The 13,496-nt window shown below is 42.5% G+C and carries 13 protein-coding genes; all 13 read right to left on the bottom strand.

The genetic code is table 11. The features are described from left to right. Window positions 1–68: 68 nt before the first annotated feature. Complete coding sequence (locus QNI29_RS05565; protein ID WP_231418270.1) at window positions 69–1,667, bottom strand: ABC transporter substrate-binding protein; 1,599 nt, start codon at window positions 1,665–1,667, stop codon at window positions 69–71. 96 nt (window positions 1,668–1,763) lie between these two features. Beyond that, complete coding sequence (locus QNI29_RS05560; RefSeq protein WP_231418272.1) at window positions 1,764–2,681, bottom strand: carbohydrate ABC transporter permease; 918 nt, start codon at window positions 2,679–2,681, stop codon at window positions 1,764–1,766. 12 nt (window positions 2,682–2,693) lie between these two features. Further along, window positions 2,694–3,659, bottom strand: a complete 966-nt coding sequence (locus tag QNI29_RS05555; protein WP_231418274.1) for an ABC transporter permease — start codon at window positions 3,657–3,659, stop codon at window positions 2,694–2,696. Window positions 3,660–4,038: 379 nt separating this feature from the next. Then, window positions 4,039–4,272, bottom strand: a complete 234-nt coding sequence (locus QNI29_RS05550) for a hypothetical protein (protein ID WP_231418277.1) — start codon at window positions 4,270–4,272, stop codon at window positions 4,039–4,041. Window positions 4,273–4,379: 107 nt separating this feature from the next. Further along, on the bottom strand, window positions 4,380–4,709 hold the full coding sequence (locus QNI29_RS05545) for a four-helix bundle copper-binding protein (RefSeq protein ID WP_231418447.1): 330 nt from the start codon (window positions 4,707–4,709) through the stop codon (window positions 4,380–4,382). A 138-nt stretch (window positions 4,710–4,847) separates the two neighbouring features. Further along, window positions 4,848–6,347 carry a multicopper oxidase family protein gene (locus tag QNI29_RS05540; protein WP_231418279.1) on the bottom strand — a complete coding sequence of 500 codons (1,500 nt, stop codon included), beginning with the start codon at window positions 6,345–6,347 and terminating at the stop codon, window positions 4,848–4,850. A 145-nt stretch (window positions 6,348–6,492) separates the two neighbouring features. Then, window positions 6,493–8,505 carry a heavy metal translocating P-type ATPase gene (locus QNI29_RS05535; protein ID WP_231418281.1) on the bottom strand — a complete coding sequence of 671 codons (2,013 nt, stop codon included), beginning with the start codon at window positions 8,503–8,505 and terminating at the stop codon, window positions 6,493–6,495. A 33-nt stretch (window positions 8,506–8,538) separates the two neighbouring features. Further along, entirely contained in the window at window positions 8,539–8,766 is a 228-nt protein-coding gene (locus QNI29_RS05530; protein WP_231418282.1) for an SHOCT domain-containing protein, read from the bottom strand. Between the two features lie 81 nt (window positions 8,767–8,847). After that, window positions 8,848–9,537: a response regulator transcription factor gene (locus tag QNI29_RS05525; protein WP_231418283.1), complete on the bottom strand. Its 690-nt coding sequence runs from the start codon at window positions 9,535–9,537 to the stop codon at window positions 8,848–8,850. Further along, a complete protein-coding gene (locus tag QNI29_RS05520; protein WP_231418284.1) occupies window positions 9,530–10,918 on the bottom strand; it encodes a sensor histidine kinase in 1,389 nt (462 codons plus the stop codon). The genes QNI29_RS05525 and QNI29_RS05520 overlap by 8 nt, the downstream gene beginning before the upstream one ends. Window positions 10,919–11,127: 209 nt before the next feature. Then, a complete protein-coding gene (locus tag QNI29_RS05515) occupies window positions 11,128–12,066 on the bottom strand; it encodes a F510_1955 family glycosylhydrolase (RefSeq protein WP_231418285.1) in 939 nt (312 codons plus the stop codon). Window positions 12,067–12,160: 94 nt separating this feature from the next. After that, window positions 12,161–12,703: a thiol-disulfide oxidoreductase ResA gene (gene resA, locus QNI29_RS05510; RefSeq protein WP_231418286.1), complete on the bottom strand. Its 543-nt coding sequence runs from the start codon at window positions 12,701–12,703 to the stop codon at window positions 12,161–12,163. Window positions 12,704–12,814: 111 nt separating this feature from the next. After that, a complete protein-coding gene (locus tag QNI29_RS05505; RefSeq protein WP_284526880.1) occupies window positions 12,815–13,462 on the bottom strand; it encodes a class D sortase in 648 nt (215 codons plus the stop codon). Window positions 13,463–13,496 lie beyond the last annotated feature (34 nt).

Below are 13,496 nucleotides of genomic sequence, written 5' to 3'. Positions count from 1 at the left end.
CATGATAGAGAAAGCCAGAACATGTATAGATCTGTTCCAGCTTTCTCAGGGGATGTGCTATTTATCCATTATTGGTTTTCGTTAAAACGGTCTAGTCCGTCCTGATAAATTTCCATCATACGGTCTAAGCCCATTGCTTTAAGCTGATCCACATATTGATCCCACTCATCATTTACGCCGCCTTTCATTAACCAGGTCGCTTTCTTCTGGTTAACGAATTCTTTAATGTCTACTTCAAGACGGTTCAGTTCATCAAGTTCTTCTGGTGTGAAGAAGATCATTGGGTAATTCTCATCAGCTAAATAAGGAGCATAGATTTCATTTAAGTCTTCAAGACGCTGCTTGGCACGTGGTTCCATTTCAACTGTGTTCTCAAAGTCTTCTTTTAAAATGGCAATTGGTCCGTTCGGTGCAACTTTTTGACGAAGTTCGCCCATAATCACATCATCTGGCTGCTCTTTAAGAACGAGTTGGTCTCCTTTTTCTTCAAAGATCGTACCAATTGGGCCCCAGTTAATCTGAGCAGACATCTTCGTATCATAAAGCTGATCAACCCAGCGCATGGTAAGTGCAGGATTCTTGTTCTCTGACGTAATCGCAAATGCACCACGACTGTAATCAGAGTTGTTCGCACGACCAACAAGGATGTCACCGTTTGGCCCTTCTAGCGGAGGAAGTAATACGTAATCATCACGTAATTCCGGTCCTACCACCTCTGCAGTTTCCCACCAGATGTACGATCCATATCGTTCGCCTTTACCCTTAGCAAAGTATTGAGATACATCTTGTGTGAAGGATTCTTTATCAATTAACCCTTCTTCTACCCAGCCATGGTAGTAATCGATTGCTTCTTTAAATTCAGGCTGTACCGCTGTAAAGAGGACTTCTCCGTCACGAACGATGCGGTGTTCTGTGTTATCTGGGACACCGAATGCTGCAAACATATCTCCAAAGTTCCCAGTCCAGAAGTTATACATGAAGCTAATTGGAAGTTCATCCTGCTCCCCGTTCCCGTTTGGATCTTGTTCTTTAAATGCGACTAACACGTCTTTATACTCTTCAAGCGTCTTAGGCATTTCTAAGCCTAGTTCATCCAACCAAGCTTTATTAATCGAAGTAAAGTTCGGTACAGCTCCAAGTCCTGCTTCTTCAGCTCTTGGAAGAGTATAGATATGACCGTCTGGAGCAGTTACCATGCTCTTTAATTCCGGCCGTCGTTCGAACAGCTTCTGAATGTTTGGAGCATGTTCTTCAATCAGATCTTCAAGCGGGATTAACGTGCCGTTACTACCGTACTTTACAATATCAAGATCCGTTAAATTCGCGCCATAGAAGGCATCTGGAAGATCTCCACTTGCAAGCATCAAGTTCTTCTTCTCTTCATACCCATCCTCTGGGATGTTGTTCCATTCAATATGAACATTTGTCATATCCTCTAACGTTTGAATAATTTCCATTTCATTGTAGTTTGGAGCGAGTGGTGCTTTCGGTGATACAAACTCAAGGGTTACTTGATCATCAACAATCGGTAAACCTTCTTCATTAAACTCAGCCGCATCTTTCTTCTCTTCAGAATCAGCTTCAGACTGACAAGCACTCAATACAAAAAGTGAACAGAGCATCACACTTAATAAAATAAGAGACCAATTTTTCCGCTTTAGAACCATTTCATTTCCCCCTCGATTAAATTGTGGTAAGTAACCCAAGAAATTGACCAGTCGAGCTCCAAGCCTCACCTCCATCAAGCCTTTTAAAACTTTCTATTATCCTTTAATACTTCCAATCATGGCACCTTTCACGAAGTACTTCTGAATGAAAGGATATAAGATTAGAAGTGGAACAGCTGCTACAATAATGACCCCGTACTTAATTAAGTCAGCTATACGCTGTTGAGCTGCAAACGACTCCACGTCCCCAAGCATGCTGGCTGATGCTTCGTTTTGAATTAAAATCGAGCGAAGCACAAGTTGTAAGGGGTATAGTTCTTCATCGTTTAAGTAGATTAGAGCGTCAAAGAAAGAGTTCCAGTGTGTTACAGCATAGAAAAGAACCATAACAGCTACAATCGGCTTCGACAGTGGAAGCACAATTTTGAAGAAGAATTTCGTATTGGAGCATCCATCCATTTGAGCTGATTCTAGTAATTCATCTGGAATAGTAGATTGGAAGAATGTCTTTGCTACAATCAGATTCCACACGGCAACAGCTTTCGGTAGGATCAGTGCCCACATCGTGTTTACAAGACCCAGGTTTTTCACAACGAGGTAAGTCGGAATCAGACCACCTGAGAAGAACATAGTAAACAAGAACATAAACATGAAGAAGTTCCGACCTGCTAAGTCTTTCCGAGACAGCGCATAAGCAGCCATCAAGGTAAGGGCTACATTCACAAAGGTTCCAACCACCGTGTACACAATCGTATTCTTGTACCCTGTCCAGATCCGTCCATCCTGGAAAATTCGTTGATACCCTTCAAAGGTAATCTCCTTCGGCCAGAGCCATACCTCACCGTTATAAACGTAGTCTGGATTACTAATTGAAGCGATGACGACAAAATAGAGTGGATAGAGGACAACTAACATGAGACCGGATAAGAGAAAGAGATTTAAGACATCGAAGATCTTATCTTCTCTCGACTTCCGCGCCCAAAACTTTGTACGATTCATGACGAAATTACTCATCTTCGCCCCTCCTTACCACAGGCCAGAGCCTGATAGTTTTTTAGCCGCACGGTTTACAGCCCATAATAAGATAAAGTTAATCACCGCGTTAAAGAGACCAACAGCAGCAGCAAAGCTATATTGTGCAGACTGCAAACCAACCTTATACACATATGTAGGAATAATTTCTCCTGCTGAGACGTTCAAAGGCGTTTGCATGAGGTAAGCCTTTTCAAAACCGATATTCATTAAGTTCCCAACGGACAATACGAGTAGAATCATAGCCGTTGGCATAATGGCCGGGATATCAACATGCCTGATCCGCTGCATTTTACTCGCGCCATCCATTATGGCTGCTTCGTGAACTTCAGGACTCACACCAGCCAGGGCCGCCAAGTAAATAATTGCTGCCCAACCGGTCTCTTGCCATAACCCTGAAGAAATATAGAGCGGCTTAAACCAGGACGCTTCCGACATAAAGTAGATGGGGTCTCCTCCAAAGATCATGATGAAGTTATTAATGAGTCCGTTTGGAGAGAAGAATACGTACACCATCCCAACAAGAACAACGACTGAGATAAAGTGCGGGGCATAGATGACTGTCTGTACGAACTTCTTATACTTCTGATTTCTTAGCTGGTTTAACAATAGCGCTACAATAATCGGTAGCGGGAAACCAAACAGCAGCTGTAAGAAACTAAGTTCAAGTGTATTTTCTAACAGATTCCAGAATTGAAAGGAGTTAAAGAAACGAATGAAATGTTCAAACCCTACCCAAGGGCTACCCCAGACGCCTTGTGTGGGCATATAATCTTGGAAAGCTATGAGGATGCCATACATCGGAATGTAGTGAAAGATAATAAAGTAGATAATGGTAGGAAGAAGGAATAAATACAATTCATAGTTTTGCCAGATCTTTTTCTTCGAAGAACGCTTTACTTTAGGCTCCGACTTCGTCCTAGTCCTTCGCCAAGGCAACGTCTTAACTTTGGTCTCCATAGATCTCACCTCACCTTTTATAAAATCGTTTACGTAATCGATTACCTAAGGGGTAAAAAAAGATGAACGGCTCTCGTTCATATCATGTGTAGAAGCTTCCAATTCAGCTCATTTAATCGTTTACGTATCCAACTTTTAATAACTTTATTGTAAACGGTTTCAAAAAGGGTGTCAATCAAATCTTGGAAATAAAAATTCTTTTCTTTTTAAGAATACGAGAATGAGAGATTGCATATAGGAGGGGGATGAAAATCTAAAAATCAATTGGCATCAACAACCCGCAAAAGCCATGTTGGAGGGGCGGCTGGCAGACTCTACTGTAAGATTGTTGATGTCAGGCAAAGCTCAAGGTGAGGACCTTTTGCTTTTTCACTACAATTTATTTACCTTTTTGGACATATATAATCTGTTTACGACTCTCTTCTACACTGACAAAATACGGTCTAGCGTCGAAGGGGAAATATTCAATTCGAACAGGTTGAATGTTTAATTTAGAGTAAAGCTGCATATCGTCACGTATATCATTCAAATTGAAATAAATCGGTCTACTCTGTTGATCGTGAACGATCGTCTCGGAGTACCCTTCATCTTTCAAGAACTGAAGTAGTTCCATGGATGAAAACTCCTCTTTTTATGTGACGTGTTCCCACTATAACATTATTATATTAGAAAAACAAATAAAGCACCCACCTAAAAGGTGGGTGCTTTTGGAATTTCTTCTTATGCGATTAATTTCTTACAAGCTTCTGCACAATTGAAACATGCATCTGCACAATCTTGGCAATGCTTATGATCGTGCTTTTTACACTCTTCACCGCAACGCTCACAGATGGTCGCACACGCTTGTGCTAATTCTGCTACGAACGGAGTCCCTCTTGTAATCGCTTGTTCTAAGTACGCACAAATATCTGCACACTCACGATCAAGGCGAACACAGTCTCTCATACTGTTTAAATCTTCTTCTTTCAGGCATGCATCATAACAATGGTTACAAGCCTCCATGCACTCATGCAATGCTTTAATCGCTTCTGGATGGGTCTGGTGTGCCATCATCAATCACTCCTTTAAATTAGTTTACATAGTAGTTATGCCCAGATAATGTGCAGATCTTGTGCAGTTTTTAAATTCAAGGATTAATATTCCAGTTTCAGAGCTTCCGCAGTTTATCATTTACTTATCAGGACAATGTTAAGGTGTATTTTTGGAAGCTTCTCCAAACTTAAATGGAGAGTAGACGCTTTTGTAATCTACAATGGTAATCATTCCACGGTCTGCATGGTTATTGTCATGACAATGGAAGAGCCATTCTCCTTTGTTATCAGCTTTGAAATAGATTTCATAGGTCTCTCCTGGTTTTACATTCAGTAAGTCTTTCACGATTGGCTTTTCTAGCTTTCTTCCGTCTTTAGAGACGACCTGAAACTTATGGCCATGTAAGTGCATGGGGTGATTCAACATTCCTGTATTTTTAAGTTCTACTTTCACCAAGTCCCCTTCTTTTACTTTAATAGGAGGCGTATCGGGGAAGGTGTCCTCGTTGATCTGAAACACCATTCCTTCACCCATGTTCATTCCCATGTTTAGGTTCATCTTATAGGTGACGTCAGGATTCTGTGGAATGTCTTTGAACAACAACTCTTCACTTTCATAACTCGTTCCACTCACAGTCCTTCCCTCATCTCTTGCCAACGAACTAGTTGATGACTCTTGGTTGCCTAGAGGAATGGTCACATCATCGACTTCCTCTGACTGTGATAATAAACGTATGGCATTGCCTTCATTCGTCCACTCCACATCGATTCTTTCACCTGGAGCAATCTCTAATTCAGAGCTCTTCTCCTCACTTTTCACTTTGTCTCCGTCGACTGCGATAACTCGCATTTGATTCGGGAATTGAACATAGTGCGTCTGGTAGCCGGCATTTATAAACCGTAGTCTTGCTTTCTCTCCTTCTTGTATATCTAAAGGCTTTACAGCTTCCCCATTCTTCCCATTGATGGTCACTGTATCATACATCGCTTTTGTGTCAGCTTCACCGTCCCCGGACATTCCACCTGTCATCATACTGCCCATATTGGTGAGGCTTTGCTTATCTTCATACACGGCCCATTCATCTACAATAAACGCCTGATCGATGGCATAGTCTGGCTTCTCTTTCTCCACAATAAAGGCCCCATACAATCCTTTGTCTACTTGCTTTGAGCTATGCTGGTGAGAGTGATACCAGTAGGTGCCCGGATGATCTGCCAGAAACTCGTACGTAAACTCTTCCCCTGGCAGTACCGCATCTTGTGTTACCCCTGGTACGCCGTCCATTTTGTTTGGCAGCAATACACCATGCCAATGGATCGTTACAGGTACATCCAAGTTATTCTTTAAATGAACTTTTACATAGTCCCCTTCCTGCACTCGCAGTTCCTTCCCGGGAACAGATTGATTATACGTCCATGCTTCGACACTAGTGCTTGAATTAATGTTCCATTGTTTCTTTGAAGCTGTTATATCAAATTTCTTAATAGGATGACCTTTTGCATCGTCCCCTTTAAGGTCCGTGATGCTTTCGCCTTTGGCTTCATTAAGGACCGAGGCCGTACTCTCCCCTGATCCATCTTGGAATTGCATGACTCCCCAGATTCCAATCAACAGAACTCCGGCTCCAAGTAAAAGGGAGATCACCATTTTCTTCATATCCTTCATCCTTTCTTAGTTACTTTTATGTACCCCTAGGCGTACTATATCCGAGAAATGTGCAAGAAACGTGCAGATTCTTTGAAGATTAAAAGAACATGATCATATAAAAAGCCAGGGCTTTACACCCTGGCTTTGTTGAGATTTAAGCTTTTAATAATTTAGCGTTTACCGCTACCACAACCGTACTCAGACTCATTAATACCGCTCCTACTGCCGGACTTAAAATAACGCCTATTGGGGCAAGAACGCCGGCCGCTAACGGAATGGCCAGAATATTATACCCAGCCGCCCACCAAAGATTCTGAATCATTTTTCTGTAGGTTTTCTTTGATAGTTCCATTATGGAAAGGACATCTTTCGGATTGCTTTTAACTAGAACAATATCGGCTGATTCCATTGCGACATCTGTTCCTGTGCCAATGGCAACGCCAAGATCCGCCGTAGCTAAGGCTGGGGCATCATTTACCCCGTCTCCTGTCATGGCCACTTTCCATCCTTTTTCTTTGATCTTTTTCACCTGTTCCGCTTTCTGGTCTGGCAGAACTTCTGCGTACACCTCATCTATTCCTAACTGGTTGGCAACCCAGTCTGCCACTTTTTGATTGTCTCCAGTAAGCATTATGGAGTGGACATCCAATTCCTTCAGGGCGTCTATGGCTTCTTTAGCATCCTCTCTTACGATATCCGCTAGTGCAATCATTCCGAACAGCTCTTCATTTACAACGACAAAGACAACTGTTTTCCCTTCTTCAGAAAGGTCAGCAAAAACCTGCTGATCATAGGTATAGCCCCGATCATCCACAAAGCCTGGACTCACTACATTCACTTCATGTCCATCTACAGTGCCCCTCAATCCTTTGCCGGTCAACGATTCAAATTCTTCGATTGACTTTAAAGATACAGAATCCTTCTTTGCCTTTTCTACGATTCCGGCTGCAAGGGGGTGTTCAGAGTTTTGTTCCAAAGAAGCAGCCCATTGTAGCACTTCTTGTTCTTCGTGGCCTTCTACTGGAATAATATCGGTTACTCCAAACTCTCCTTTTGTTAGTGTACCTGTCTTATCAAATACAACCGCATTCAACTGCCTTGCACCTTCAAAGTTGGCACGATTACGAATTAAGAGTCCCTTTTTCGCTGAAATCGACGTTGAAACAGCTACAACTAACGGAGCCGCTAATCCTAACGCATGGGGGCAGGTAATAACCATGACGGTCACCATGCGCTCCATTGCAACATCAAGTGGAAAACCAAGTGCTAACCAAATGATAAATGTAAGTAGTCCGCTTCCAAGCGCTAAGTAAAACAACCATTTCGCGGCTCGGTTGGAAATGTCCTGAGTTTTCGATTTGGAGTCCTGCGCTTCTTTCACTAATTGTATGACTTGGGATAAATACGTGTCATCTCCGGTCTTCTCAACGCTAATCGTCACAGACCCTTCCTGATTCACGGCACCACCAATTGCCTCTTCTCCTTCACCCTTCTCAACAGGTACCGATTCTCCTGTGAGCATGGATTCATCTATGGTTGTCTTCCCATCAATGATCTGCCCATCTACTGGTATTTTCTCACCTGGTTTGACTAGTACATGATCTCCTTCTTGTAGCTTGGAAACTTCTACATCTTCAACATTTCCATCTTGGTCGACCTTGTGAGCCTCATTTGGCATTAGCTTGACTAATTCTTCTAACGCATTGGATGCTCCCATAACAGATTTCATCTCAATCCAATGGCCAAGTAGCATAATGTCGACGAGAGTGGCTAGTTCCCAGAAGAAGTTTCGCCCCTGGAGTCCAAAGACCACTAGTGAGCTATAAAGATAAGCAACCGCTATGGCCAGACCAATAAGTGTCATCATGCCTGGACTCTTTTGCTTTAGCTCGTCTTTGGCCCCTGTAAGAAACGGCCACCCACCATAGAAGAAAACAAATGTAGCTAACAGAAATAATACATATTGATCGTAAGGAAATGTCCAATCAAATCCGATAAAGTCTTGAATCATGGGTGACAAGAGTAAGATGGGGATGGTAGCGACTAAAGAAATATAGAAACGTTTTTTGAAATCTTCAACCATCGCCCCATGATCGTGATGATCATGGCCTTCGTGATCTCCATGATCGTGTTCTTCATGTTCATGTTGGTGATGTTCGTGCTCCATACTTTACCCCTCCACATGTAAGTCATTTTGATCTTAGTGTTCCTCTAGTTTCTTTTTTAAACGATCGTATTCTTCTTCTGAAATTTCTCCTCTAGCTAACCGTTCTTTCAGAGAATCGAGTGAGGAGGATGATTGCTTCGGTTTACTCGAATTGAATCCTTTCATTAAAAGAATTGCGACAGCGATAAAAATGATGCCTATTACAAGCATCCAGGTGAATCCCATTCCACCAAATCCACCCATTCCTTGTCCATTCATCATAAGTGATTCCTCCTTTTTAAAATACTTACCAGGGTATATAAAAGATTGTCGTAGCCCGATCGCTACGTTCTATGCCAGCTATCATGGCACAGCTTTCCCTTTTCCCTTCACCCATTTATACCCAACTCCCCAAACGGTTTGAAAATATTCATCAATGGGGAAACCGGTTTGTCTCACTTTCTCTCTTATATTCCTCACGTGCGAATCAATCGTTCGCCCTTCTGTTTCGGCATTAATGCCCCAAACCATATCAATCAGGTGTTCACGGCTGAATACACGATCTGGTTTCTTCATTAAAAGGCCCATCATGGCAAACTCCTTAGGCGTAACAGGAATGAGGTGTCCTTGGTAACTTAATTGGTATTTCTCCCCGTCCCATATTAATCCATCTACTTCGATTCGATCTTCATTCGTCGTTCTTCTAAGCAGTGCATTTACTCTTGCTAACAACTCATCCTCATCAAAGGGCTTCGTCACATAATCGTCAGCCCCCATATTTAGGCCCTTAACGATATCCGTTTTTTGATCCCTGGCTGTTACCATAATAATTGGAACTTCAGAGATCGCACGAATGTTTTCGCACGTTTTCCACCCATCGTACTTTGGCATCATCACATCTAGTAAGATTAAATCGAACGGCTGATCTTCTACAGCGCGAATCGCCTCCTTACCCGATTGCACCTTTGTACATGTGTATCCGTGAGGAGATAAATAAAGCTCCAGTAACTCAAGCATTCGTTGTTCATCATCGACTAATAATAAATTACTCATAAGTAAGTAGATCCTCCTTCTTCAACACAATGGTGAGCGATGTTCCTTGCCCAAGCTCACTCTTCACAGCTACTTCTCCTTCATGCTTCTCTACTATTTCTTTTACAATGGAAAGCCCAAGTCCAGATCCTCCATATTCTCTCGAGCGCGATTTATCCACCCTGTATAAGCGTTCAAAAATGTAGGGTAATTCCTCCTCAGGGATGCCTTCTCCTTCATCTGTAACAGAAATACCGACTCTCCCATTTTCCACAGAAACACTCATGTCAATATGAGAGTGAGCAGGAGTATGTTTAATCGCGTTGTCGAGTAAATTCAAGAGCACCTGCTGGAAGCGCTCTGCATCCACATTCACCACCACCTTCGCGTCACAACGAACGCGAAGTGAAAGATCATGTTCAGATAAGATCGGCCTCACTTTCTCATGAACTTTAGCCATTAAATCACATAAGGAAACCGGACTCTTCTCAATGGAAAATTCATTTTGGTCCATCTTGGCAAGGTCAAATAAGTTCTTCACAAGCTGAGTGAGATGTTCCGTTTCTTCTTTAATAATACCAAGATAATGATTCTGCTCTTCCTCAGAGAGGCCTTTGCGACTCGCTATGTTCGAATACCCTTTGATATAGGTAAGAGGGGTTCGTAGTTCATGTGAAATACTGGCTAAGAAATCTTTCCGGTCTTGCTTGAGACGGTTCAGTTCGTTGGATAACGTAACAATTGAATGAGCCAACTGACCTAACTCATCGTTTTGCTTGTAATGGAGGTTAACTTGATCCTTCCCCTCAATTAAACCTTCTGTCGCTTTCTTCATTCTGACTAAAGGTCTTGTTATAAAATGGCTTAGGATAAAAATCGCAAGTACTGTAAGAAATAAAGCAATGAACCCAACAAGAAGGAATTGATTTGATAACTGATTGATGACTCGTTGAACAACCATGGTAGGGGAGAACATATACACATACCCTGCCATCTCCCCTTCAAGCGTGATCGGACTGACCGTAGCCACGTATTGACTGCTTCGCCAATGTCCATCTAACACTTTTCCTGAATGGTTCACATCTTGAAGCGACTTATTTAATAGATGCTGAATTTCAGGCTGAAGAGGTTCCGATTGAACAATTACTTCCTTATCCCTGTTCGTGATGACCACAAGGGATTCTGCTTCAGATTCCATCAGGGCTACGTGGTTCAGGGTAGCCTGATCAAAGCGCTTCTCCAATACATCTCTGTGACTGTTTCCTCTTGCCAGCAGGTTTTCAAGCACTTCTTCCTCGCGACTGTTCGCCAAATTCGTATATAGAAATAGAAACAAGATCGCCTCTACTAAAATAATAATGGTGAAAATGAAAACACCTAATTTAAATGATAATTTATTCATTTGCCCGCCTCGCTTGTCTGATCTTTATTCTCAGTACGTATGATGGGTGAGCCCCCACAATTTCATCATATACATTTCAACGTGTCGTTCCAAGAATAAACATTGGTTGGCAGGACACCACTTATGAAGTCGACAGAACCACTGGCCTTAAAGTCATCCTCACCTGACAATAATAAAATAACCACTAAATTTGCAGATTCTATGCAATCTTAATGGTTATCTTCACGTTTTATTCTTTCACTTTTTCCTTGATCGACTATTTTACTCCAGTTCTTTCCTCCATTTTCTGTGTAATAGCCATCATTTTTAAAAGAGAAGATCATCATTCGATTCTCCTCTTCCGGATCGCTTGAAAAATAGGCTACCGCATCTTGCTCAAATTTAGGAATGGCTATTTCCTCAAAGCTTTGATCCTCTATCGCATATCGAATAACATGAGCTTGGCTATCGAACGTACCATAGGTTAGCGTATCCTCTTTAAAATAAACAAACGTTCCATTTGGTTTCTCTGAAAGAGCATCAAACGTTTGACCACCGTCTTCTGAGAGGAAAATTCCTTGTTTCGTAGCAACTGCTATCATTTCTTCATTTGTTGGATGGACTGCTAGATCCTTGATTTCTCCTTTAACCCCACTGCTCTCTACTGCTTCAAAGCTCTTGCCCTCGTCCAGGCTTTTGTGTAACCCTTCCTCTAATGCTTCATTCCCGTGCTCGTTCCATATATAAATCGCATGATTTTCATAGCCTACCCCCATGAGGTGGAAGTCAAATTCTCCTTCAAATGCTACCGCATCTAAATTTTGGCCAAGATCGTTACTTTTTTGAATTCCTATTGGATTCGGTAAAGGTGAATCCTTCCCTGGATGTCCACTCGTATAAAAACCGTTATCCACTGCATTAAATCCCATGTAGTCATTGTTCTCACTTGTTGTGCGCTGGCAGTTTCCATCACTATAGAACTTCAATCCATCGTGAGCTGCTAGTGCTAAATCATCTCCTCCAACAAACCCCACTCCATGTACGTGTTCGACTTTTCCTTCAAAGGGCTCTCTATAAGATGTGCTACTCTCTTCCTCACCTTGTCCACATGCCGCCAAAAGAAACGTCGCGGAGAAGAATACAGCTCCTACTTTTCTAAAAATCATCATCGTCATCCTTCCTTCCTTAAACCTTCCTTCACTATAAAAGAATTTTGTGGAGAATTTGTGCAGAAACGGTGGCGTTCCCGTGTCCATTTTCACCTTATTCTCGATAAGATTCTGGTTGAATTTGCTTCATGTACCCTCTTATATCTTCTTCTGTTAGACCGGCTGTAATACGATCCACCACCACACCATCTTCGTTAATCAAAAAGGTGACCGGAATCGGCCCCACTCCATACGCGTTCATAACCTCTTCATTTGAGTCCATGGGGATCGGAAAGGAAAGGTTATATTTCGTTACAAACCGATTCACCGTCACGCGGGGCTCTGCAACATCAACCGCGATCACCTGGACCCCTTCATCCTTAAAAGATTGATACTGTGATTCCATATAAGGCATTTCTTCTTTGCAAGGTGGGCAATAGGTAGCCCAAAAATTTAAGAACACCCCCTGCCCCCGGTAGTCACTTAGCTGAACCGTTTCTCCATCTAATGTTTCAAGCGTAAAGTCTGGAGCTTGGTCTCCTTCTGTGATCAACTTAGAACGACCATCCGAGAAGCTTTGCACAACCGCATAGCTAATAGCAGCTGCAAATAAGAGCAAAAGGGTTGTTCGGAATACCAATCTTTTTCTTTTTTTCACATTCCCACTCCTTTTCGTTACATAATCTTGTCCCTTTATATCAAATAGGTGTGGAGAAATGATGCAGAATGCCAAAACCACAAAAAAACGCTATAGATAGGTCTATAGCGTCTACATTGGGTAAGCATAAATCACATACCGATCTGGTGCGTTCCCAAGAAACGAGAACGGATAGCACGTCGACAACACAAGTTCCTCACGGTCCGAAGTTCGGATTACAGTCGTATCATCTGCAGCCACTATCTTTGAGCGCGTAAAGGTATAGGTATAACTCCCTTGACGAGTCCTTACGATAAACTGATCCCCTTCCTTCAGTTCACCCATTCTTGTAAACACTGTATCTCGGTGACCTGACAGAAGGATCTGTCCGCCTTCCCCCGGTAAGAGGGTGGTCGCATAATGCCCTACCCCTTTCCGGAGCTGATCGGCACTTGTTCCTTCAACAATAGGAAGTTCCGCTTGTAGTCTTGGAATTTCGAGTATACCGATTACTTCTCCTTGTGGATGCTCCTCAGTTTTTATGTTTGGTTTCTCTTCTTCCTCTTGATGAGGACTGTTACCCTTTCCTTCTGGTTCTTCCTCCCCTTCTTCCTTTTGCAGAGCTTGGGAGTGATCAGACGCTTTTGCTAAAGGAGCTGACGGGAGGAGGTCTTTCCCTGCTTGAACTCCTTGTTCCCGAATTAGGGCTTTCGCTTCTTCAAGAGAATCGCTAATACTTCGCTCATGGTGAACCATTTGAGCTATCGCCATCACAATCATGACTAAACCTGCTACTGCTAGGATCTCCCCCAGT

Origin of the sequence: Pontibacillus chungwhensis (assembly GCF_030166655.1) — a bacterium.
In the GTDB taxonomy this organism is placed as follows: domain Bacteria; phylum Bacillota; class Bacilli; order Bacillales; family BH030062; genus Pontibacillus.
This window is presented reverse-complemented; position numbering and strand designations above follow the sequence as displayed.

Excerpts from the sequence above, each read along its gene's own strand:
- QNI29_RS05565 (WP_231418270.1), bottom strand. The coding sequence starts at position 1,667 with ATGGTTCTAAAGCGGAAAAATTGGTCTCTTATTTTATTAAGTGTGATG.
- QNI29_RS05560 (WP_231418272.1), bottom strand. The coding sequence starts at position 2,681 with ATGAGTAATTTCGTCATGAATCGTACAAAGTTTTGGGCGCGGAAGTCG.
- QNI29_RS05555 (WP_231418274.1), bottom strand. The coding sequence starts at position 3,659 with ATGGAGACCAAAGTTAAGACGTTGCCTTGGCGAAGGACTAGGACGAAG.
- QNI29_RS05550 (WP_231418277.1), bottom strand. The coding sequence starts at position 4,272 with ATGGAACTACTTCAGTTCTTGAAAGATGAAGGGTACTCCGAGACGATC.
- QNI29_RS05545 (WP_231418447.1), bottom strand. The coding sequence starts at position 4,709 with ATGGCACACCAGACCCATCCAGAAGCGATTAAAGCATTGCATGAGTGC.
- QNI29_RS05540 (WP_231418279.1), bottom strand. The coding sequence starts at position 6,347 with ATGAAGAAAATGGTGATCTCCCTTTTACTTGGAGCCGGAGTTCTGTTG.
- QNI29_RS05535 (WP_231418281.1), bottom strand. The coding sequence starts at position 8,505 with ATGGAGCACGAACATCACCAACATGAACATGAAGAACACGATCATGGA.
- QNI29_RS05530 (WP_231418282.1), bottom strand. The coding sequence starts at position 8,766 with ATGATGAATGGACAAGGAATGGGTGGATTTGGTGGAATGGGATTCACC.
- QNI29_RS05525 (WP_231418283.1), bottom strand. The coding sequence starts at position 9,537 with ATGAGTAATTTATTATTAGTCGATGATGAACAACGAATGCTTGAGTTA.
- QNI29_RS05520 (WP_231418284.1), bottom strand. The coding sequence starts at position 10,918 with ATGAATAAATTATCATTTAAATTAGGTGTTTTCATTTTCACCATTATT.
- QNI29_RS05515 (WP_231418285.1), bottom strand. The coding sequence starts at position 12,066 with ATGATGATTTTTAGAAAAGTAGGAGCTGTATTCTTCTCCGCGACGTTT.
- QNI29_RS05505 (WP_284526880.1), bottom strand. The coding sequence starts at position 13,462 with ATGATTGTGATGGCGATAGCTCAAATGGTTCACCATGAGCGAAGTATT.